This window comes from Litchfieldella rifensis, from assembly GCF_042646605.1.
In the GTDB taxonomy this organism is placed as follows: Bacteria; Pseudomonadota; Gammaproteobacteria; order Pseudomonadales; family Halomonadaceae; genus Litchfieldella; species Litchfieldella rifensis.
This window is the reverse complement of record NZ_JBHRUG010000031.1, coordinates 294,412-314,591: the sequence shown is the minus strand read 5'-3', so window position 1 is coordinate 314,591 and position 20,180 is coordinate 294,412. Positions and strand designations below refer to the sequence as shown.

23 protein-coding genes are annotated in these 20,180 nt (G+C 62.6%); 16 read left to right on the top strand and 7 right to left on the bottom strand.

Annotated elements, in window-relative coordinates; translation table 11 throughout:
* Window positions 1-58 precede the first annotated feature (58 nt).
* Window positions 59-967, top strand: coding sequence for a YihY/virulence factor BrkB family protein (locus ACFOEV_RS17245; protein WP_386776119.1), 909 nt, complete (start codon window positions 59-61; stop codon window positions 965-967).
* A gap of 49 nt (window positions 968-1,016) precedes the next feature.
* On the opposite strand, the gene ACFOEV_RS17240 is transcribed toward ACFOEV_RS17245, so the two are convergent.
* Window positions 1,017-2,075 (bottom strand): Glu/Leu/Phe/Val family dehydrogenase, encoded by a 1,059-nt coding sequence (locus tag ACFOEV_RS17240; protein WP_386776118.1) that lies wholly within the window; start codon window positions 2,073-2,075, stop codon window positions 1,017-1,019.
* A 192-nt stretch (window positions 2,076-2,267) separates the two neighbouring features.
* Here ACFOEV_RS17240 and ACFOEV_RS17235 point away from each other — a divergent pair, with 192 nt between their 5' ends.
* On the top strand, window positions 2,268-2,540 hold the full coding sequence (locus tag ACFOEV_RS17235; RefSeq protein ID WP_386776117.1) for an acylphosphatase: 273 nt from the start codon (window positions 2,268-2,270) through the stop codon (window positions 2,538-2,540).
* 45 nt (window positions 2,541-2,585) lie between these two features.
* Here ACFOEV_RS17235 and ACFOEV_RS17230 read toward each other — a convergent pair whose 3' ends face one another.
* Genes ACFOEV_RS17230 through ACFOEV_RS17220 form a run of 3 tightly spaced genes read right to left on the bottom strand, consistent with a single transcriptional unit; the run spans window position 2,586 to window position 5,454 of the window.
* Window positions 2,586-3,527 carry a nucleoside hydrolase gene (locus ACFOEV_RS17230; RefSeq protein WP_386776116.1) on the bottom strand — a complete coding sequence of 314 codons (942 nt, stop codon included), beginning with the start codon at window positions 3,525-3,527 and terminating at the stop codon, window positions 2,586-2,588.
* Window positions 3,528-3,544: 17 nt separating this feature from the next.
* On the bottom strand, window positions 3,545-4,465 hold the full coding sequence (locus ACFOEV_RS17225; RefSeq protein WP_386776115.1) for a ribokinase: 921 nt from the start codon (window positions 4,463-4,465) through the stop codon (window positions 3,545-3,547).
* Window positions 4,466-4,506: 41 nt separating this feature from the next.
* Window positions 4,507-5,454 carry a D-2-hydroxyacid dehydrogenase gene (locus ACFOEV_RS17220; RefSeq protein ID WP_386776114.1) on the bottom strand — a complete coding sequence of 316 codons (948 nt, stop codon included), beginning with the start codon at window positions 5,452-5,454 and terminating at the stop codon, window positions 4,507-4,509.
* Between the two features lie 201 nt (window positions 5,455-5,655).
* On the opposite strand from ACFOEV_RS17220, the gene ACFOEV_RS17215 reads away from it, so the two are divergent.
* From ACFOEV_RS17215 to ACFOEV_RS17150, 14 genes are all read left to right on the top strand, one after another.
* Window positions 5,656-5,925 (top strand): FmdB family zinc ribbon protein, encoded by a 270-nt coding sequence (locus ACFOEV_RS17215; protein WP_386776113.1) that lies wholly within the window; start codon window positions 5,656-5,658, stop codon window positions 5,923-5,925.
* 74 nt (window positions 5,926-5,999) lie between these two features.
* Complete coding sequence (gene aspS / locus ACFOEV_RS17210; protein WP_386776112.1) at window positions 6,000-7,781, top strand: aspartate--tRNA ligase; 1,782 nt, start codon at window positions 6,000-6,002, stop codon at window positions 7,779-7,781.
* A gap of 88 nt (window positions 7,782-7,869) precedes the next feature.
* Window positions 7,870-8,619, top strand: a complete 750-nt coding sequence (locus tag ACFOEV_RS17205; RefSeq protein ID WP_386776111.1) for a YebC/PmpR family DNA-binding transcriptional regulator — start codon at window positions 7,870-7,872, stop codon at window positions 8,617-8,619.
* A gap of 12 nt (window positions 8,620-8,631) precedes the next feature.
* The gene (gene ruvC / locus ACFOEV_RS17200) at window positions 8,632-9,177 is read left to right on the top strand and encodes a crossover junction endodeoxyribonuclease RuvC (protein WP_386776110.1); all 546 of its coding nucleotides are present in this window, start codon (window positions 8,632-8,634) and stop codon (window positions 9,175-9,177) included.
* A 118-nt stretch (window positions 9,178-9,295) separates the two neighbouring features.
* On the top strand, window positions 9,296-9,904 hold the full coding sequence (gene ruvA / locus ACFOEV_RS17195) for a Holliday junction branch migration protein RuvA (RefSeq protein ID WP_386776109.1): 609 nt from the start codon (window positions 9,296-9,298) through the stop codon (window positions 9,902-9,904).
* 43 nt (window positions 9,905-9,947) lie between these two features.
* Window positions 9,948-10,982, top strand: coding sequence for a Holliday junction branch migration DNA helicase RuvB (gene ruvB, locus ACFOEV_RS17190; RefSeq protein WP_386776108.1), 1,035 nt, complete (start codon window positions 9,948-9,950; stop codon window positions 10,980-10,982).
* Entirely contained in the window at window positions 10,982-11,377 is a 396-nt protein-coding gene (ybgC, locus tag ACFOEV_RS17185) for a tol-pal system-associated acyl-CoA thioesterase (protein ID WP_386776107.1), read from the top strand. The genes ruvB and ybgC overlap by 1 nt, the downstream gene beginning before the upstream one ends.
* 24 nt (window positions 11,378-11,401) lie before the next feature.
* Complete coding sequence (gene tolQ, locus ACFOEV_RS17180) at window positions 11,402-12,091, top strand: protein TolQ (protein WP_386776106.1); 690 nt, start codon at window positions 11,402-11,404, stop codon at window positions 12,089-12,091.
* A gap of 9 nt (window positions 12,092-12,100) precedes the next feature.
* Window positions 12,101-12,556, top strand: a complete 456-nt coding sequence (gene tolR, locus ACFOEV_RS17175; protein ID WP_386776105.1) for a protein TolR — start codon at window positions 12,101-12,103, stop codon at window positions 12,554-12,556.
* A gap of 9 nt (window positions 12,557-12,565) precedes the next feature.
* The gene (tolA, locus tag ACFOEV_RS17170; RefSeq protein ID WP_386776104.1) at window positions 12,566-13,822 is read left to right on the top strand and encodes a cell envelope integrity protein TolA; all 1,257 of its coding nucleotides are present in this window, start codon (window positions 12,566-12,568) and stop codon (window positions 13,820-13,822) included.
* On the top strand, window positions 13,822-15,114 hold the full coding sequence (gene tolB, locus ACFOEV_RS17165; protein ID WP_386776103.1) for a Tol-Pal system beta propeller repeat protein TolB: 1,293 nt from the start codon (window positions 13,822-13,824) through the stop codon (window positions 15,112-15,114). The genes tolA and tolB overlap by 1 nt, the downstream gene beginning before the upstream one ends.
* Before the next feature lie 46 nt (window positions 15,115-15,160).
* Window positions 15,161-15,694, top strand: coding sequence for a peptidoglycan-associated lipoprotein Pal (gene pal, locus ACFOEV_RS17160; RefSeq protein WP_386776102.1), 534 nt, complete (start codon window positions 15,161-15,163; stop codon window positions 15,692-15,694).
* Between the two features lie 33 nt (window positions 15,695-15,727).
* Window positions 15,728-16,504, top strand: coding sequence for a tol-pal system protein YbgF (ybgF, locus tag ACFOEV_RS17155; protein ID WP_386776101.1), 777 nt, complete (start codon window positions 15,728-15,730; stop codon window positions 16,502-16,504).
* Window positions 16,505-16,531: 27 nt separating this feature from the next.
* A complete protein-coding gene (locus ACFOEV_RS17150) occupies window positions 16,532-17,293 on the top strand; it encodes a YciK family oxidoreductase (protein WP_386776100.1) in 762 nt (253 codons plus the stop codon).
* 73 nt (window positions 17,294-17,366) lie between these two features.
* Here ACFOEV_RS17150 and ACFOEV_RS17145 read toward each other — a convergent pair whose 3' ends face one another.
* The 3 genes from ACFOEV_RS17145 to ACFOEV_RS17135 are packed head-to-tail and all read right to left on the bottom strand — an operon-like array spanning window position 17,367 to window position 20,117.
* Window positions 17,367-18,035, bottom strand: a complete 669-nt coding sequence (locus tag ACFOEV_RS17145; RefSeq protein ID WP_386776099.1) for an HAD family hydrolase — start codon at window positions 18,033-18,035, stop codon at window positions 17,367-17,369.
* Window positions 18,035-18,766 carry a bifunctional 2-polyprenyl-6-hydroxyphenol methylase/3-demethylubiquinol 3-O-methyltransferase UbiG gene (gene ubiG, locus ACFOEV_RS17140; protein WP_386776098.1) on the bottom strand — a complete coding sequence of 244 codons (732 nt, stop codon included), beginning with the start codon at window positions 18,764-18,766 and terminating at the stop codon, window positions 18,035-18,037. Before ubiG ends, ACFOEV_RS17145 begins: the two co-directional genes overlap by 1 nt.
* Window position 18,767: 1 nt before the next feature.
* Window positions 18,768-20,117 (bottom strand): TRZ/ATZ family hydrolase, encoded by a 1,350-nt coding sequence (locus ACFOEV_RS17135; RefSeq protein WP_386776097.1) that lies wholly within the window; start codon window positions 20,115-20,117, stop codon window positions 18,768-18,770.
* Window positions 20,118-20,180 lie beyond the last annotated feature (63 nt).

The following is a 20,180-nucleotide window of genomic DNA, read 5'->3' as shown; positions in this document are numbered from 1 at the left end:
GATTAATTGCGCGAACTGTTATGCTGCATACGTCTTGTGACATGACTAGGGAGCACTCGTGATCAAGGATACAACCCTCTTCTGGTGGCGTATCACACGCGACGCCATGCGCCTGTGGATCGAGCGCAATGCCTTCAGCTACGCCGGTTCGCTGGCGTTTTATACCCTGTTTTCCCTGGCGCCGACGGTGATCATTGCGGTGACGGTAATCGGCATAGTAATGGGAGAAGACGCTGCGCAGGGCCAGGTCGTGGCGCAGCTTCAGGACACCATGGGACGGGAGGCAGCCACGGCTATCGAACATGCCGTGGCCCAGTCGCGGATCGAGGAGTCGGGGCTCCTGCCGTCGCTGATGGGGATCGGTGCCTTGCTGCTAGGGGCAACCACGGTATTTGCACAGATGCAGTTTTCGCTCAACACCATATGGGGAGTGACCGCCAAGCCCAGCGGCAACAGCCTACTGATCTTTCTCAAGAATCGTCTGCTATCGCTGACTGTCGTGCTATCGATCGGCTTCATTCTGCTCGTCTCACTGGTATTCGGGGTGGTTCTGCGAGCCATACTGCACCATGCCGAAGGCTTGTTGCCCTTCATCGGCTTGCTGGCGGGTGGCGCCGAATTTCTGATCTCGCTGGCGGTGATCGCGGTGCTTTTCGCCACCATCTTCAAGGTGTTACCCGACGTGGTGTTGCATTGGAGAGATGTGCTGGTCGGCGCCGTCGTCACGGCATTGCTGTTCGCCTTGGGGCGCTATGCCATCGCCGCTTACCTGGCCTATACCGCGACGGCTTCCACCTATGGGGCGGCCGGTTCGGTCGTGCTGATTCTGCTATGGGTCTACTACTCGTCTCTGATTCTGCTGTTCGGCGCGGCTTTCACCAAGTGCCACTTGTTGGGTCGGGGGCTGGCTATCGTGCCGCGCAACTCTGCAGTGCTGGTCAAGCGTGAGCTGTTGACCGATACCTAGCCTAGGCCGAGCGATACCTGCGCCTCCACGAGGCGCAGGCAACCACCATCTAGGCAGCACAGTGTGCCTGTGGCTTGAAGCGTTCTTCGGCGATCCGGTCGGCGACTTCTTCCGGGCGGGTCCGTTCACGCCGAGCCCGTTGGAAGATCTCGTCCAGGGTCGCTTCGATCCTGTCGATGTGGGCCATCACGGCATCGCGGCGATAATCGTCACGACGCTGCCAGGCAACCTCGATCACACCCCCGGCGTTGGCGACATAATCCGGGGCGTAGAGAATCCCGCGCTCATGTAGCCGTTGCCCCGCGGCCGGGCTGGCGAGCTGATTGTTGGCTGCGCCGGCGACGACCTTGGCTTGCAGCCGCTCACAGACCTTCTCATCGATCACCGCTCCCAGTGCGCAAGGGGCGAAGACGTCCACGTCGGCATCGAAGATGGCTTGCGGTGGCAGGACCTTGGCGCCGAGCTCCTCGGCCAGGCGTGATACGACCGGCCCATTCACATCGCTGATGACCAGCTGAGCACCGGCGGCATGCAGCTCGCGGGCCAAGTGAGCGCCGACATGACCTACTCCCTGGATCGCGACCCGCACGCCATCCAACTGAGAGCGTCCGAGGCCGTGACGGACGGCGCAGCGTAAGGCGCAGAACACGCCGCGGGCGGTGAAGGGGGACGGGTCTCCTGACTCGTTGGCGGTTCTGCGCAGGCCAACAACATGCGCGGTCCGCCTGGCGATCACTTGCATGTCCGCCTCGTCGGAGCCGGAATCCTCCGCGGTGATGTAGTGTCCGCCCAGGGAGTCGACCAGGCGTCCCATGGCCTCGAGCAGGGCAGGGGTCTTATGGCGCCGGGGATCGGCAATGATGACGGCTTTGCCTCCCCCCAGAGGGAGATTGGCCAGCGCCGACTTGTAGGTCATGCCACGCGACAGGCGCAGCACATCGGTCAGGGCATCGTCTTCGCTGGCATAGGGGTAGATGCGCAATCCCCCCAGGGCCGGTCCGCGATGCGTATTGTGAATGGCAATGATGGCTTGCAGGCCACTGGCGGTATCGCTACCGAAGACGACTTGCTCGTGTTGGTCGAATTCCGGATGCTGGAAGACATGCATGGTAATTTCCCTTATGAGGATCGTTGTTGTTCGGTCGGGTCGGGTGGGACCGTGACCGTCTAGAGAGGAAGCTTGTGGCTTCCACTATCTAGACTAGAACACTTCAGGAGCGTTCTTGCCAGTGCTCGGTTTGGTCGGCGAGCGAGCAAGCTGCTAGAACTAGAACAGCGGCACAAGTGAACGGAGGTCACGATGTCGAAATGCTGTGTGAGGGCGCTGGTGTCGGGCAGGGTGCAAGGGGTGTGGTTTCGTCGCGCGACCCAGGAGCAGGCACTCAAGGCCCACGTGACCGGCCATGCCAGGAACCTGCCCGATGGGCGCGTGGAAGTGCTGCTGTGCGGCGAGGGGGAGGCCGTCAACAGCGTGACCCAGTGGCTATGGCAGGGCCCGCCCGACGCCCGGGTCACGCATGTCGAACTGGAGGGTGTCGAGTGGCGCGATCACGATACCTTTCTCACTCTCTAGTCTGCCGACCACCCCGACGGCCTTGCCGCCATCGATCGTGTGACGCTACTTGAGCGTCTCGACGATCCATTCCACGACCGCCTTGCCATCCGCCCCGGTACAAACGTCAACCAGCGGCGTTCGTGACCAGCGGGCATCGATGAAGGGTCGCCCCTCGGGAGCAAAGATTGTCTGCCCTTCGGCATCCCCCTCGGTAACGACCATGAGATGGCCGCGTGCGGTGGTGAACAGCTCGGGCTTGAGTAGCCAGGCCAGCGCGCAGCTATCATGCGGGCAGCAGCCATCGATGCCCAGGGCTCCCCGATAGAAGTCGCTGTAGAATGCGTAGCTGCCGGCCAGTATGTCCCCCAGACGCCCCTGGCCGACAGCGATGATGTCCATGTCAGCAGGCCGCAGCACGCAGCGATGGGTTGCATCCAGCCCCACCATGGTCAGTGGCCAACCGGCGGTCAGCACTCGGAAAGCGGCATGTGGGTCGTTGAAGATATTGGCTTCGGCCACCGGTGTGACATTGCCGCCTTCCTTGATCGAACCGCCCATGATCACGACCTGCTTGACCTTGTCGACGATGCCGGGATCGAGCTGCAGCGCAGCGGCCAGGTTACCCAGGGGGCCGACAGCGACCAGGCTGATCTCGCCCGGACGGGCATTGACCTGGTCGATGATGAATTGGGCGGCACTCGTCGCCTCGGCCTGCCCCTTGACCGGTGGCAGTTCGATATTGCCCAGGCCATTTTCACCGTGGATGAAGGCTGGAGCGGGGTACTTGGTCTTGACCAGTGGGCCGGCCGCCCCTTGGGCAACAGGGATTCGCTGACCGGCCAGCTCGCTGAGTAACAAGGCATTGTGAGTGGCGGTGGCGATGTCCACATTGCCGTAGGTGGTGGTCAGGCCCAGCAGCTCGATATCGGGATGGGCGAGGGCAATGGCGATGGCCTGGGCGTCGTCGACGCCCGGATCGGTATCGAAGATGATTGGATGGTTCATGAGATTTCCTTCCTTTCTCAGTATGACGTCAATTCCAGTGACGGCCAGTCGCGAGTGGTCGCCTCGACATCGCTGAATACCGGAATGCTCGGCGCCGCACCGGCTCGCTGCACGCACAGTGCCGATGCCGCACTGGCCTGGCGCAGGCACCGTTCGACATCGTGACCGTGCTGACGAGCGGCCATGAAATAGCCGATGAAGGTGTCGCCGGCGGCCGTGGTATCGATGGCCTCGACACGGTGGGCGGGCAGCCGCAGACGCTGTTGGCCATGCTGGTAGCAGACGCCTTCGTCCCCCATGGTCAGCACGACCTCGACCGTCGGCAGTTGACGATGCAAGGCATCGAGCAGAGCCTCGCAAGGACTCTGTGCGTCGAGCCCGGCCAAGGCCGCGGCTTCACCGCGATTGACGAACAGCAATTGGCACGTTTCCAGGGGCAGTTGTCTCACTTCATCCGACATGGGGGCCGGGTTGAAGGCGATGGACATGCCACGTTCCCGTGCCCGGGTCATGGCACGCGACAAAGCGTTGCATTCGTTCTGCAGCAACAGCCAGTCGCCCTCGCTGGCTTGGCCGATCAGGGCGTCTATCCGTGCGGCATCGAAACCGTGATTGGCTCCCGGGAACAGAATGATGGCATTCTCGCCGCTGTCATCGACCTGGATCAGGGCATGACCACTGGGATCGTCGGTCAGCTCGACACTAGCGGTATCAACGCCGGCAGCGGACAAGGTATCCAGCACCCAGCGGTCGGCGTTGCAGAGCCGTCCCCAATGACAGACACGGCCCCCGGCTCGCACCATGGCCAACGACTGGTTGGCCCCTTTGCCACCGAGTGCCTGGCGATAGCTCGAACTGGCCAGGGTTTCACCGGGGCGCACGAGATGCGCCACCCGGTAGACATGATCGATATTGATCGAACCGAAGTTGTACAACATGGGTTCTCCTGAAGCCGGATAGGGGCATTGTCTCGATGGCATCAGCCTTGCTCGTTCTGGTCTCTCCATCGACGCAGATTGTCGCTGGTAAGACGGACCACGTTGGCGCGTGCCTCGGGAGTGATCCAGGCATTGTGGGGAGTGACGATCAGATTGAGCGGCTCCGCGAGCGCTGCAATCAAGGGATGGCCTTCGCGGGGCGGTTCCACGGGCAGGGTGTCGACACCCAGCCCGCCCAGATGCCCACTACGCAGGGCTTCCAGTGCCGCCGATTCGTCGATGATTCCGCCACGAGCACAGTTGATCAACAGTGCATCGGACTTCATGCGAGCCAGCATGGCGGCATCGATGAGGTGTCGGGTGTCTGCCGTCAGTGGGCAGTGCAGGCTGACGATGTCGGCATCTGCCGCCACCTCGGCGAGCGCAGGGCGGCGGTCATTGGCTTCATTGCCGGGGCGGGCGGTGAAGCTGACGCGCATTCCGAAGGCATCGGCCAGTGTCGCCACTTGCTGTCCCAGCGCTCCCTGGCCGACGATCACCAACTGCTTGCCGGCGAGTTGCAGGGTGCGGTGGTCCATGAGGCAGAAGAAGGCGCTCTCTCCCCAGCGCCCGGCGGCCACGTCACGCTGGTACAGCGGCAAGCGGTTGGCGAGGGCCAGCATCAGCATCAGAGTGTGCTGCGCCACGCTTTGAGTACCGTAGGCGGTAACATTCCTGACCGCGATGCCGAGACGTTCGGCGGCATCCATGTCGATATTGTTGGTTCCAGTGGCCAGCACGCAGATCAGCTCGAGGTCGGGCAGCGCCTTGAGTACCTCGGCGTCCAGCACCACCTTGTTGACGATGGCGACCTGGGTGCCGGAGAGGCGCGCGAGGCGTTCCTCTGGCGCGGTCGTGGCGTGGACCTCCAGAGTCTCGACCTGCTCACGCAAGGGTGAGAGATCGATATCATCACCGAGACTGGCGGCATCGAGAATCACGGCTTTCATGATCAGGGTTCCTTATTTCATGGCATCGCAAGCGCCAACTTGCCCGCCGGGGGGCGCAACACGCTATAATACTGGGCTTTCAGGTTCAGCTTGGAAAGTACGACGAGTGGCCACATATTGCCAGTTGCCAGTCAGAGTCTGCGTGATGCATCTGCTATCACGTTATTACAGGCGTTTTCGTATCCGAGGGTGATGAAAACCATGCCGATCTATGAATATGAGTGCAAGGCCTGTGGCCATCGTCTGGAAAAACTGCAGAAGATCAGTGCCGCGCCGCTGACCGATTGCCCGAGCTGTGACGCCGCCGAGCTGTCACGCCTGGTGTCGGCCGCCGGTTTTCGCCTGGCCGGCGGTGGCTGGTATGAGACCGATTTCAAGTCGGGCAGCAAGAAGAACCTGGCCGGGGATGGCGCCAAGGATAGCGTCGCGCCCAAGGCATCCGACAAAAGCGGCACGGCAGCCTCCGCTTGAGAGTCAGACCGGCGTCGATGCCGGTCGCTCCGACCACGACGAATTTCAGACAACGCAACAGAACAGGATTTGACATGCGCAGCCATTATTGCGGCCAGCTCAACGAAACTCTGGTGGACCAGCAGGTCACACTGTGCGGCTGGGTGCACCGCCGCCGTGACCATGGCGGGGTGATCTTTCTCGACCTGCGTGACCGTGACGGCATCGCTCAGGTCGTGGTCGACCCCGATACCGCCGAGGCTTTCGCCAATGCCGACCGGGCACGCAACGAATTCGTGCTGCGCATTCAGGGGCGTATTCGCCTGCGTCCGGAAGGGACCCAGAATCCCAACATGCCGACCGGCATGATCGAGGTGCTGGCCAAGGACGTCGAGATCCTCAACATCGCCGCAACCCCACCGTTCCAGCTCGATGAGCATGGCAAGGTCGGCGAGGAGGTGCGTCTCAAGTACCGCTATATCGACCTGCGTCGTCCGGAAATGATCGACAAGCTGCGTCTGCGTTCGCGGATTTCGCACAGCGTAAGGGCGTTCCTCGAAAGCCAGGGATTCCTGGATATCGAGACACCGATCCTGACGCGTGCCACGCCGGAAGGGGCTCGTGACTACCTGGTGCCCAGCCGGACCCATGCCGGCAGTTTCTTCGCTCTACCGCAGTCGCCGCAGCTGTTCAAGCAGTTGCTGATGGTGTCGGGCTTCGACCGCTACTACCAGATCGCCAAGTGCTTCCGCGACGAGGATCTGCGTGCCGACCGCCAGCCGGAGTTCACCCAGATCGACCTCGAGGCGTCCTTCGTCGAAGAAGACGACATCATGGGCATCACCGAATCGATGATTCGCAGCCTGTTCCGGGACGTGCTCGAAGTCGAACTGCCGGATTTTCCGCGCATGCCCTACGCTGAAGCCATGGAGCGTTATGGTTCCGACAAGCCCGACCTGCGTATCCCGCTGGAACTGGTGGGGATCGACGACCTGATGAAGGAGGTCGACTTCAAGGTATTCTCCGGACCGGCCCAGGCCAGCGACGGTCGCGTTGCCGCGCTCAAGGTCTCGGGTGGGGCCAAGCTGTCGCGCAAGGAGATCGACGACTACACCAAGTTCGTCGGCATCTATGGCGCCAAGGGGTTGGCCTGGATCAAGGTCAACGAGCGCGCCAAGGGCTTGGAGGGCTTGCAGTCGCCGATCGTCAAGTTCATGGAGAATGTTGTCGAACGGCTCCTCGATCGTGTCGATGCCCGCGATGGCGATATCATCTTTTTCGGTGCCGACAAGGCGCGGGTCGTCAACGAGGCCTTGGGGGCGCTACGCGTCAAACTGGGCGAGGACCTCGACCTCTATACAACAGAGTGGGCACCCCTGTGGGTCGTCGATTTCCCGATGTTCGAGGACGATGGCAGTGCCCGCATGCAGGCATTGCACCACCCCTTCACGGCACCTTCCTGCGACGTCGAAACGCTCAAGGCCAACCCCATCGAGGCACTCTCGCGTGCCTATGACATGGTCCTGAACGGCACCGAGCTCGGTGGCGGGTCGATCCGTATCCACGATCAGGCCATGCAACGTGCGGTGCTCGAAGTCCTGGGGATCGACGAGAGCGAAGCCAACGAGAAGTTCGGCTTCCTGCTCGAGGCCCTGAAGTACGGCGCGCCGCCTCATGGAGGCCTGGCCTTCGGCCTCGACCGTTTGGTGATGCTGATGAGCGGTGCCCGTACCATCCGCGAAGTCATCGCCTTCCCCAAGACTCAGAGCGCTGCCTGCCTGATGACCGACGCCCCGGGCGACGTCTCCGGCGAGCAGCTCAAGGAGCTCAATATCCGTTTGCGCCACAAGGCCAAGACCGAGACGGCCGGCGAGTAAGGCACCGGCGGAGACGGACGCGACGTTGCCAAGTCAACCATGCTGCCGGCGCCCTAGGGCGCCGGCAGCGTATGACGGGAGTGTTTTTATGGCAGGTCATAGTAAATGGGCCAACATCAAGCATCGCAAGGCGGCCCAGGATGCCAAGCGCGGCAAGATCTTCACCAAGCTGATTCGCGAGCTGACCGTAGCCGCTCGCCACGGCGGTGGTGAGCCGGCCGACAATCCTCGCCTGCGCGCGGCGATCGACAAGGCGCTGGCCAACAACATGACCAAGGACACCATCCAGCGCGCCATCGATCGTGGGGCCGGCAACGCCGACGCCGACAGCATGGAAGAAATCGTCTACGAGGGCTACGGCCCCGAAGGCGTGGCGGTGCTGGTCGAATGCCTGACGGACAACCGCAATCGCACCGTATCGGAAGTCCGCCATGCCTTCTCCAAGAACGGCGGCAACCTGGGGACCCCCGGCTCGGTGGCCTTCATGTTTCATAAGCAGGGCCGTGTGCTGTTGCCGGAAGGTATTAGCGAAGAGGCTGCCATCGAGGCGACGCTCGAGGCAGAGCCCGAGGATATCGTGAGTCAGCCGGATGGGACGCTTGAAATCGTCACCACCCCGGAGAGCTTCGGCGCCGTCAAGGATACCCTGGCCACTGCTGGCATCGAGCCTCTGTCCAGCGAGGTGGGGTTATACCCGGACAACTACACGCCCATCAACGATATCGAACTGGCGCAGAAGATCACCAAGCTGTTCGACATGCTCGAGGACCTCGACGATGTGCAAAATGTCTATTCCAACGCCGATTTCGCTGATGATGTCCTCGAGCAGTTGGAGTAAGACGAGGCGCCGATGTTGATCCTCGGCATCGATCCCGGTTCGCGGCTTACCGGCTACGGCGTCATCGATGTCAGCGACGTCAAACCGACCTATGTGGCCAGCGGCTGTATTCGCATTCAGGCCGATGACCTGGCCCAGAAGCTCGCCCAGGTGTATGCCGGCATCAGCGAGTTGATTGCCGTGCATCGGCCGGGGGAATTCGCCATCGAGCAGGTCTTCATGGCCAACAATGCCGACTCGGCGCTGAAACTGGGTCAGGCCCGGGGGACGGCCATCGTGTGCGCCGCCAATCATGGCTTGCCGGTCAGCGAGTACGGGCCTCGCCAGATCAAGCAGGCGGTGACCGGTACCGGGAATGCCGACAAGCATCAGGTCCAGCATATGGTCACCGCCATCCTGGGCCTCGACGGCACCCCTCAGGCCGATGCCGCCGATGCCTTGGCCATCGCCTTGACCCATGCTCATGCGCGACTGGGGTTGGTGCGCACCGGCAGCTACGGCGGTCGGCGAGGCGGGCAGGGCAAGGCCAAACGCTGGCGGGATTTCCGTCCCAGCTGACGGGCATTGGTCATCCTGCTCGACAAGGTTATCAAACAGCGTTTGAGATAAGCTCTGGCCAGTCGCTTGGGCGATGAGTATAGTGGCCTGCAACCATTCACTGGATCGTGCGATACCCATGATAGGACGCCTGCGCGGCACTCTGCTGGAGAAACATCCTCCCTGGCTGGTCATCGATGTGGCCGGTGTCGGTTACGAACTCGAAGCGTCCATGAACACCCTGGTGGCGCTGCCCGGCCCCGGCGAGACGGTGCAGGTCTTCACTCACCTGACGGTGCGCGAGGATGCGCACCTGCTTTACGGTTTTGGCCGTGAGCAGGAGCGTGCCCTGTTTCGCGCCTTGATCAAGGTCAATGGCGTCGGCCCCAAGCTGGCCCTGGCGATCCTGTCCGGCATGGAAGAGGAGCAGTTCATCCGCTGTGTCATGGACGACGATGTCAAGGCACTGACCCGGTTGCCCGGTGTCGGCAAGAAGACCGCTGAGCGCCTGATCATCGAGATGCGTGACCGCTTCCCGCACTGGACGCGCGACACGCTGGATGGCCTGACCGAACAGGGTGCCAGCGCCGTGGCTCCGAGCGCGAACCCGCTGGCTGACGCCGAGGCGGCACTGGTATCGCTGGGTTACAAGCCGACGGAAGCCACACGGATGCTGTCCGGACTGGACGCGGGACTGTCTACCGAGGCCTTGATCAAGGCTGCGCTGGCCCGCAAGCTGGCAGGCTGACATGGACGAAAGCAGAGGCACATGTCGATGAAGGGAATGCCCCATGATCGAAAGTGATCGACTGATCGCCGCCCAGCCGCAAGACGGCGAGGTGCGAGTCGATCATGCCATTCGCCCACGCCGACTGACGGACTATATCGGTCAGGCCGGGGTGCGTGAGCAGCTGGATATTTTCATCACCGCGGCTCGTGGACGCGACGAGAGCCTCGATCATACCCTGGTGTTCGGACCACCAGGACTGGGCAAGACGACACTCGCCAACATCATCGCCACCGAGATGGAGGTGGACATCAAGTCGACTTCCGGACCGGTGCTCGAGCGTGCCGGCGACTTGGCTGCCATGCTCACCAACCTGCAGCCCGGCGACGTGCTGTTCATCGATGAGATACATCGCCTGTCGCCGGTGGTGGAGGAAGTGCTGTATCCCGCCATGGAAGACTTCCAGCTCGACATCGTCATCGGTGAAGGGCCGGCGGCTCGCTCCATCAAGCTCGATCTGCCGCGTTTCACTCTGGTAGGCGCCACGACCCGCGCGGGATTGTTGACCTCGCCGCTGCGTGATCGCTTCGGCATCGTCCAGCGCCTGGAGTTCTACAGTATCGAAGAGTTGACCGAAATCGTCGCACGTTCCGCTCGCCTCCTGGGAGTCGAAGCCGACCGCGATGGGGCGACCGAGATCGCTCGCCGCGCACGCGGCACGCCGCGCATCGCCAATCGCCTGCTGCGTCGTGTACGCGACTTCGCCGAGGTGCGCGGTGACGGTCGCCTCGATGCCGAGATCGCCGACCGCGCCTTGAACATGCTGCATGTCGATCGCCATGGCCTCGATCACATGGACCGTCGCCTGTTGCTGGCGATGATCGAGAAGTTCGATGGCGGGCCGGTGGGCGTCGATTCACTGGCCGCCGCGATCAGCGAAGAGCGCGACACCATCGAGGACGTCATCGAACCCTACCTGATTCAGCAGGGTTTCATGATGCGTACCGCGCGGGGACGAGTCGTCACTCGCTCGGCCTATCTGCACTTCGGATTGGCGGCGGACGACAGCGTGCCGCAAACGAGCGATGGGGCGACGTGATGCAGGGCTTCCGATGGCCGGTAACCGTCTATATCGAAGACACCGATGCGGGAGGCATCGTCTACTACGTGAACTATCTCAAGTACATGGAGCGGGCACGCAGTGAATGGCTCCGACGGTTCGGGATCACGCAACGCGAACTGCTCGAGGCCGGCATCCAGTTGGTCGTGCACCGTCTGGAATGTCGCTTTGCCAAGCCCGCCCGCCTCGACGATAGCCTGCTGGTCAGCGCCGACGTCGAAACGCATACCTCCTGCCGGCTGAGTTTTCGCCAGGAAGTCACGTGTCGCGGGGAACCCCTTTGTGATGCCAAGGTCGACATCGCCTGCCTGGATGCGACCCGGCTCAAGCCAACACGCTGGCCGTCGGCGCTCGCCGCGGCTTTCAATGGTTAATTTGCAAGACAGACGAGGATGCCCGTGAACGACCCCATGTCCATTCCCCATCTGATCGTGAACGCCAGTTTCATCGTGCAGCTCGTCATGCTGATACTGTTGGTGGGCTCGATCATCTCCTGGATCGTGATTTTTCAGCGCAGCTTCGTGATCCGTCGTGCCAGAAAGGCTCATCAAGTCTTCGAAGAGCGTTTCTGGTCCGGCGTCGACCTGAATGAACTCTACCGCGAGACTCCCTCCGAACAGGAAACCGTCGGTGCCGAGCATGTCTTCCGGGCTGGTTTCCGCGAGTTCAACCGCTTGCTGCCCAAGACCCGCAGCCCACAGGCGATTCTCGACGGTGTGCAGCGCAGCATGCGAGTTGCCTGGTCGCGTGAGGAAGAGCGCCTGAACATGCACCTGGTATTCCTTGCCACCGTGGCATCGGCCAGCCCCTATATCGGCCTTTTCGGTACCGTGTGGGGCATCATGGGCTCCTTCCAGAGCCTGTCCCTGGCGCAACAAGCCACGCTATCCACGGTGGCTCCCTGGATCGCCGAAGCCCTGATCGCGACCGCCATGGGGTTGTTCGCGGCCATCCCGGCGGTCATCTTCTATAACCGGCTGTCGTCTGAATCCAACAAGTTGCTGGGCAAGTACGAAGATTTCGCCGAGGAATTCCATTCGATACTGCACCGTAACCTGCAAGGTCGTGCTGACAGTGACGCGGCCTGAGGGGGAACAATGATGACGCATGGACCGTTCCATCGCGGCGGCAGCCGTAAGCCAATGGGCGAAATCAATGTGGTGCCCTTCATCGACGTGATGCTGGTACTGCTGGTGATCTTCATGATCACGGCGCCGATGCTGACCCAGGGAGTGCAGGTCGATCTGCCGCAGGTGAGTTCCGAACCCATCGAGGATGTGGAGGACCGCGAACCTATCGTGGTCTCGGTGGATCGCGATGGTCAGTACTACATTTCGGTGGGCGATGAGGAGTCCCCGGTATCGCTGGATGACATCGCCGATCGTGTGATCACCATCCTTGACCGGCGTCCGGATACGCCGGTGATGGTGCGCGGCGATCGCAACGCCTCCTATGGCCAGGTCGTCACCCTGATGAGCACCCTGCAGATGTCCGGTGTCGCGAATGTCGGGCTGATTTCCGAGCCGCCCACCCGTGATTCCAGTGAGACTTGAGGATTCGTCATGGCCAGACACGATCGGCGTGTAGGCTATGTCCTGCCGACGGTACTCGCCATCGGACTGCATGTGTTGATGGTGATACTGAGTACGATCAGCCTGCCGACGGGGGAGCCCGAGCCGACCTCGTCGTCGATCGTTCAGGCGACGTTGGTCAGTACCGAAACCACTACCGACCAGGCACAACGCGCCCAGGAAGCCCGTGAGCGAGCGGCCGCTCGCCGGGCCGAAGAGGCCGAACGTCAGGCAGCCGAACAGGCAGAGGCTGAGCGCCGCGCCGAGGAACAGCGCGCCCAGGCAGAAGCCGAGCGGGAAGCCGAGCGGGAAGCCGCCCAGCGCGAGCGGGAAGCCGCACGTCAACAGGCCGAAGCCGAAGCACAACGCCGTGCCGAGGAAGCCGAGCAGCAGGCCCAGCGTCGCCAGCAGGAAGAGGCCGAGCGCCAGGCGGAAGCCGAGCGCCAACGTCAGGCGGAGGAGGCCGAGCGCCAACGTCAGGCGGAGGAGGCCGAGCGCCAGCGTCAGGCGGAAGCCGAGCGTCAACGTCAGGCAGAGGAGGCCGAGCGCCAACGTCAGGCGGAAGCCGAGCGTCAACGTCAGGCGGAAGCCGAGCGCCAGCGCCAGGCGGAAGCCGAGCGTCAACGTCAGGCGGAGGAGGCCGAGCGTCAACGTCAGGCGGAGGAGGCCGAGCGCCAGCGCCAGGCGGAAGCCGAGCGTCAACGTCAGGCGGAAGCCGAGCGCCAGCGCCAGGCGGAAGCCGAGCGTCAACGTCAGGCGGAGGAGGCCGAGCGCCAGCGTCAGGCGGAAGCCGAGCGTCAACGTCAGGCGGAGGAGGCCGAGCGCCAGCGCCAGGCGGAAGCCGAGCGTCAACGTCAGGCGGAAGCCGCCCAGCGTGCCGCCGAAGCTGCTGCCAATCAAAGCCTCGAACAAGCCATTGCGGGAGAGTCGGTGGCCAATGCTGCCCAGGGGCAAGAAGCGGCCAATGGCTTTATCAACCTGGTCAGGCAGGCAGTGGAACAGTCCTGGTCGATTCCGCCAGGCAGCACCGACGGTGTGCTGGCAGTGATCTCGGTCCGGCTTGGCCCCTCGGGTGAACTGCTCGATGCCACCATCAGCCAAAGCAGTGGTAACAGTGCCTTTGACCAATCCGCACTACAAGCGGTACAGCGAGCGGAACCGTTCTCGGAGCTGAGGCGTTTGCCCGTCACCACGCAACGTGAATTCCGTCAATTCAATTTGAGATTCCAACCGGGGGATGTCCGCTGATGAAACGTTATGTGACCCTATGGCTGGGCGTGATGCTGATGATGATCGGTGTTCAGGCCCAGGCCGACCTGACCATCGAGATTACCCGTGGCAGCGACCGTGCCACACCCATTGCCATCGTACCTTTCGCTGCCGAAGGCGGAATCTCATTGCCCGAGGACGTCGCCCAGGTGATCAGCGACGACCTCGAACGCAGCGGTCAATTCGAGCCGCTAGCGCGAAATTCGCTGATTTCTCGCCCCAACAGCAGCGCCAACGTCAACTACCGTGACTGGCGGGCCGTAGACAGCGACTATCTGGTCGTGGGGCAAGTCACTCAGGAAGGCCCCGGTTACCAGGTCCAGTACGAGTTGCTGGACGTCTATGGCGAGCGGCGCATGCTCGGCGAGTACATCACCACGAACCCTGACCAGCTACGCAGTGCGGCGCATCTCATCAGCGACAAGATCTACGAGGCGATTACCGGCATACGTGGTGCCTTCTCCACCAAGATCGCCTACGTGACGTCCCAGGGAAGCGGTGACAACATCCGCTATGGCCTCTATGTAGCCGATGCCGATGGCCGCAACAGTCAGGAAATCCTGACGTCCGGAGAGCCTATTCTATCGCCGGCCTGGTCGCCGGATGGGGACAAACTGGCTTACGTGTCCTTCGAAACCGAACGTCCGGCGATCTACATCCAGGACCTGGCCTCGAGCCAGCGCATCCGGGCAACGTCATTCCCTGGCATCAATGGCGCGCCGGCCTGGTCGCCGGATGGCCGCAAACTGGCGATGTCACTATCCAAGGATGGGCAGCCGGAAATCTATGTGATGGATATCGCTGGCCGCAACTTCCAGCGCCTGACCAATAACGATGCCATCGATACCGAACCCAGCTGGTCGCCGGACGGTAACAGCCTCGTCTTCACCTCCGACCGCAGTGGTGGGCCACAATTATACCGCTACGATATTGCCAGCGGGCAGGCGGAACGCATAACCTTTACCGGCAATTACAATTCGCGTGGGCGGTATTCTCCTGACGGTGAATCGCTGTTTCTGATCCACCGTAGCAACAATGGTTATCAGGTTGCCAAACAGGATCTGGAGACCGATCGCCTGGTGACTCTGACCGACTCAAGCCAGGACGAATCGCCCAGTGTCGCGCCCAATGGCAGCATGGTAATCTTCGCTACCCAGCAGGGAAACAGGGGAGTGCTGGGAGCGGTGTCGGCAGACGGCAGAGCCTCGTTCCTGCTGCCCGCGGCACAGGGTGATGTGCGCGAACCCGCGTGGTCACCGTTCTTGAACTAATGTCATTCGACGACCCGTGTCATTCAATCCTAGCAAGGAGTTGACAATGCAATTCAAACCGTACGCCAAGAGCCTGGCAGTCGCCCTGTCCCTCGCTTTCGTGGCCGGCTGTTCCAGCAGCGGCGGTACCCAGGATGGGGCCATGGATGGCACCGCAGGCAACGGCATCGGCACTGGCAGCATGAGCGGCCAGGGCATGACTTCCGGTCAGCAGGGCGGCGCCGGCATGCAGGCCGGGCAGCAGGGCCGCATTCCCGATGTGCGCACCATCTATTTCGATTTTGACAGCGACCAGATTCGCAGCGAATTCCAGTCGGTATTGACCGCCCATGCGCAATATCTGCGCAGCAACGGCAATGTCACTGTGGTGCTGGAGGGGCACACCGATGAGCGCGGCACCCGGGAATACAACATGGCGTTGAGCGAGCGCCGGGCCAAGGCCGTCGAGCGCTTCCTGACCGTACAGGGTGTGTCGCCGTCACAGTTCGAGATCGTCAGCTATGGCGAAGAGCGTCCCGCCGTCCGTGGTAATGGCGAAGACGCCTACGCGCAAAACCGTCGTGTGGTATTCTCTTACTGAGAACCGTGTGACTAGGCTCCGATGGAGTGAAGCATGAAACGCAGTCTGAAAGGACTGTGCGGCGCGGGAGCCTTGGTGCTCCCGTTGTCCGTATGGGCCGCCCCCGTAGTGGAAGACCTCACGGCACAGCCGCGAAGCTTCTACGAACAAACCGAAGCTCGCGAAGAGGCCGGTGGCAACCTGATCCTCTTCAATCAGCTGCAGGAAAATCAACAGGAAATCCAACAGTTGCGTGGCCAGCTCGAAGAGCTGCGCTATCAGGTGGAGCAGCTGCGGCGCCTTTCCCAGGAGCGCTATCTCGATCTGGAAGAGCGCTTCATGGCTGGTGGAGGCGGCGGCGGCCTAGGCGGTAGGCCTAGCCCCGATAGCCAGGTAGATGCCGATGTCGCCCGTGATGTGGCTACGGCGCCGAGTGGCCCCGGCAATCCCACTGCCGATGCCCAGGCCACCTATCAGCAGGCCTTCCAACATGTCCAGGATCGCAATTTCCCGGCAGCCATTCAGGCCTTCGAGGCCTTTGTCAACAACTATCCTGACACTACCCTGACCGCCAACGGGTATTATTGGCTGGGTGAGCTGTACTCGGCCCAATCCGACCTCGAACCGGCAGCGCGCGCCTTCGAGCGAGTGATCAATGATTACCCGCAGAGCAGCAAGGTGCCTGATTCCCTCTACAAGCTGGGACTGCTGCGGGCTCGCCAGGGCCAGCCCGATGCCAGCCGGGAATTGTTGACCCGCGTGCGCAATGACTACCCTGAGAGCAGCGCTGCGGGATTGGCCAACGACTTCCTCAATCAGTCCGGGTTTTAGCGTTCTTTGTCGTCAAAAGGAACATTGATGAGTTGCAAGATCGATTACCAAGCGCCGGCGGACCTGCTCGCCGACCGCGTGATTCTGGTGACCGGCGCCGGTGACGGCATTGGCCGTGCTGCCGCGCTGGCCTATGCCCGCCATGGCGCAACGGTGATTCTGCTGGGACGCACCATCGCCAAGCTGGAAACGGTCTATGACGAGATCGAGGCTGCCGGTGGACCGCAACCCGCCATCTTCCCGCTGAACTTCGAAGGCGCCACCCTCAAGGACTTCCATGACATGGCCGAGACGCTGGACAGGGAGTTCGGCCGTCTCGATGGCCTCTTGCACAATGCAGGATTGCTGGGCCGTATCACGCCCTTCGAACAGTACAATCCCGAGCTCTGGGATCAGGTGATGCAGGTCAACTTCAATGGCCCGGTGTGGATGACCCAGGCGCTGTTGCCGCTGCTGAAGGCGGCGAATGATGCGTCGGTGATCTTCACGTCTTCGAGCGTCGGGCGTAGAGGGCGTGCTTTTTGGGGGGCCTATGCCGTTTCCAAGTTCGCCACCGAGGGCTTCATGGAAGTGCTGGCCGACGAGTTGGACAACCTGACTACGATACGGGTCAACAGCCTCAACCCCGGCGCCACCCGCACACAGATGCGCAAGACCGCGTATCCTGGCGAGGATCCCGACAAGCTGCGCAACCCCGAAGAAATCATGCCGACCTATCTGTGGCTGATGGGCCCCGACAGCCGCGGCCACACCGGTGAGCGCTTCGACGCCCAGCCCGAGGGAGCATGATCGGGCGTCGGCCGCGAACCATCGTCACCGATTCCCGTGCGTGCCTCCGCCCCCTTGGAGGCGCGCAGTGTCATCATGCGCCCTGCAGCGCCCGGACCAGTGCCTGGGGGGTGTCGAACCAGCCATCTGCCGGCCAGGCATGGATGTCGTCGTTTTCCTCCAGATAGCCATATCCTACGGCGATGCCCACCATGCCCGCCGCCCGAGCCGCCTGCATGTCGCGCCGGTGATCGCCGATATACCAGCAATCGTCGGCCGCGACCCCGAGGCGACGTGCCGCTTCCCATAGTGGTTCCGGGGCCGGCTTCCTGACAGGCAGGTCATCGGCACACAGCAGGGCTCCCGGGGTCAGCTGCAATGCCTCGATCAATGGCTCGGCATAAGCGCGCGGCTTGTTGGTGACGATGCCCCACGCCCGAGGGGGCGCGGACCAGGCAACGATCAGGCTTTCCAGACCAGGGAACAACCGACTCTCGGCGGCAACGTCGCGGCCATAGGCATCGAGTAGAAAGGCCCGGGCTTCGGCGTGGCCATCGGCCTCGTGGTCCAGACCCAGAGCGAGTCGGACCAACGCGCTGCCGCCGTTGGAGACCTGGGCACGAATCACCGGGTAGGGCAAGGCGGTGAGGCCATGATGGGCTCGCAGTGCATTGGTCGCCCGGGCAAGGTCCGGGGCGGTATCGACCAGGGTGCCATCGAGGTCGAAGAGCAGGGCGCGGGGCAGCGTCGGCGTATCGCCCATCACGGCATCTCCAGTCGGCAATGCATCAGATAGTTGACCGAAACGTCGCGCGGAGCAAGCCGGTAACGACGCGTGACGGGGTTATAGACCAGGCCGCTTTGCTCGCACACTTTCAGCCCTGTCGCTCGACACCAGCTCGAGAGTTCCGCCGGACGAATGAATTTGCGATATTCGTGGGTTCCCTTGGGCAACAGGTGCAAGACGTATTCCGCGCCGAGCACCGCGAAAGCATAGGCCTTGGGATTGCGGTTGATGGTCGAGAAGAAGATTTGACCGCCGGGCTTGACCAGCGTGGCACAGGCCCGCACTACCGACTGAGGATCGGGCACGTGTTCGAGCATTTCCAGGCAGGTAACGACATCGAACTCGCCGGGGTGCGCAGCGGCCATCTCTTCGGCACTGGCCTGTCGGTAGTCGACGTCGACACCGCTTTCCTGTTGGTGCAGACGGGCCACCTCCAGCGGCGCCTCGCCCATGTCGATGGCGGTGACCCGGGCGCCTCGGTGGGCCATGGCCTCGCTCAGGATGCCGCCGCCACAGCCGACATCGATGACCGTCTTGCCGGCCAGCCCGGCGCGCGACTCGATGAAGTCCAGGCGCAACGGGTTGATGTCGTGCAGTGACTTGAACTCGCCTTCCTTGTCCCACCAGCGACTGGCCAGCGCCTCGAACTTGGCGATTTCGGCGTGATCGACGTTGTGGCGATGCTGGCTGTCTCGTGCTGTCGTCATGTCATTGCTTTCCCTGTTTCCGAGTGGTGGCCATGGCGTCCTGGTAGCGCTGGGTGGCGGCGATCACCGCCTCGATGTCGAGTGTCTGGAACTCGCCATCGACAAGCTGCGGCTGCCCACCGATCCAGACATGGCTCACTTGCTGGCTTTGCATGGCATAGACCACCGCCGATGCCGGATGGTGTACCGGCAACGTGTTGAGACGCTCCAGATCGACCGCGATCACATCCGCCTCGAAGCCCTGCCGGAGCTGGCCGATCCGTGCCCCCATCCCGAGCGCCTTCGCCCCTTCCCGGGTGGCCATCGCCAGCGCGGCCATGGCGGGTAGCGCCGCCGCATTGCCGCTGGCTCCCTTGGCCAGCAGCGCAGCGCACTTGATCTCATCGAACATGTCCAGGTCGTTGTTGCTGGCGGCGCCGTCGGTCCCCAAGGCCACGGTGATCCCCGCTTCGAGCAGGCGTGCTACTGGGCAGAAGCCACTGGCAAGCTTGAGGTTCGATTGCGGGCAATGGACAACACGGGTATCGGTCTCGCGCAGGATCGCCAGGTCCTCGTCGTCGACCTGAGTCATATGCACGGCCTGAAAGTCGGGGCCCAGCAGGCCGGCGTCGAACAAGCGCGTGAGCGGTCGCTTGCCATCCTTGGCCAGCCCTTGTTCGACTTCGTCCGCGGTTTCGTGGACATGCATCTGGATTGGCAGAGCGAGGCGCTGACGCGCATCCCGCAGACGCCCCAGGCTATCATCGCTGACGGTGTAGGGCGCATGGGGGCCCAACGCCAGGGAAATGCGCGGATGTCCACGATAGCGTTCGAGCAGCGACTCGGTCTTCGCCAACCCTGTGACGAAGTCGGCTGCCCAGGGAGTGGGAAAATCGATCAACGGCGTGCAGAGTTGAACCCGCATGCCCACATGGGTGACAACCTCGGCCACCGCTTCCGGCGCGAGGTACATGTCCGCGAAGGTCGTAGTGCCACCACGCAACATCTCGGCACAGGCCAGGCGTGTTCCCGCGGCGACGAAGTCGGGGTTCACATGCGCGGCCTCGGCCGGCCAGATATGCTCGTGAAGCCAGGTCATCAAGGGAAGATCGTCGGCGAAACCACGCATCAGGCTCATGCCGGCATGATTGTGAGCATTGATCAGCCCCGGCAACAGGGCATGACGCTCCAGTCGCAGGACCCGTCGCGGTCGAACATGCCGGTGAGCCTCGGCGTTGGGCCAGGGGCCCAACAGGCGTCCCTCATGCATGGCGACGGCATGATTTTCGAGTGTCGGGAGCCCCTCGCTCATGGGTAACACCCAGCGGGCCTCGATCAGCAGGTCGACTTCGCGCGGTGCGGTGGATGGCATCGCAAGACTCCTTCGGTATGATGGCGCCATTCTACCCGCTCTCGTTGCCGGTTTCCCATCGCG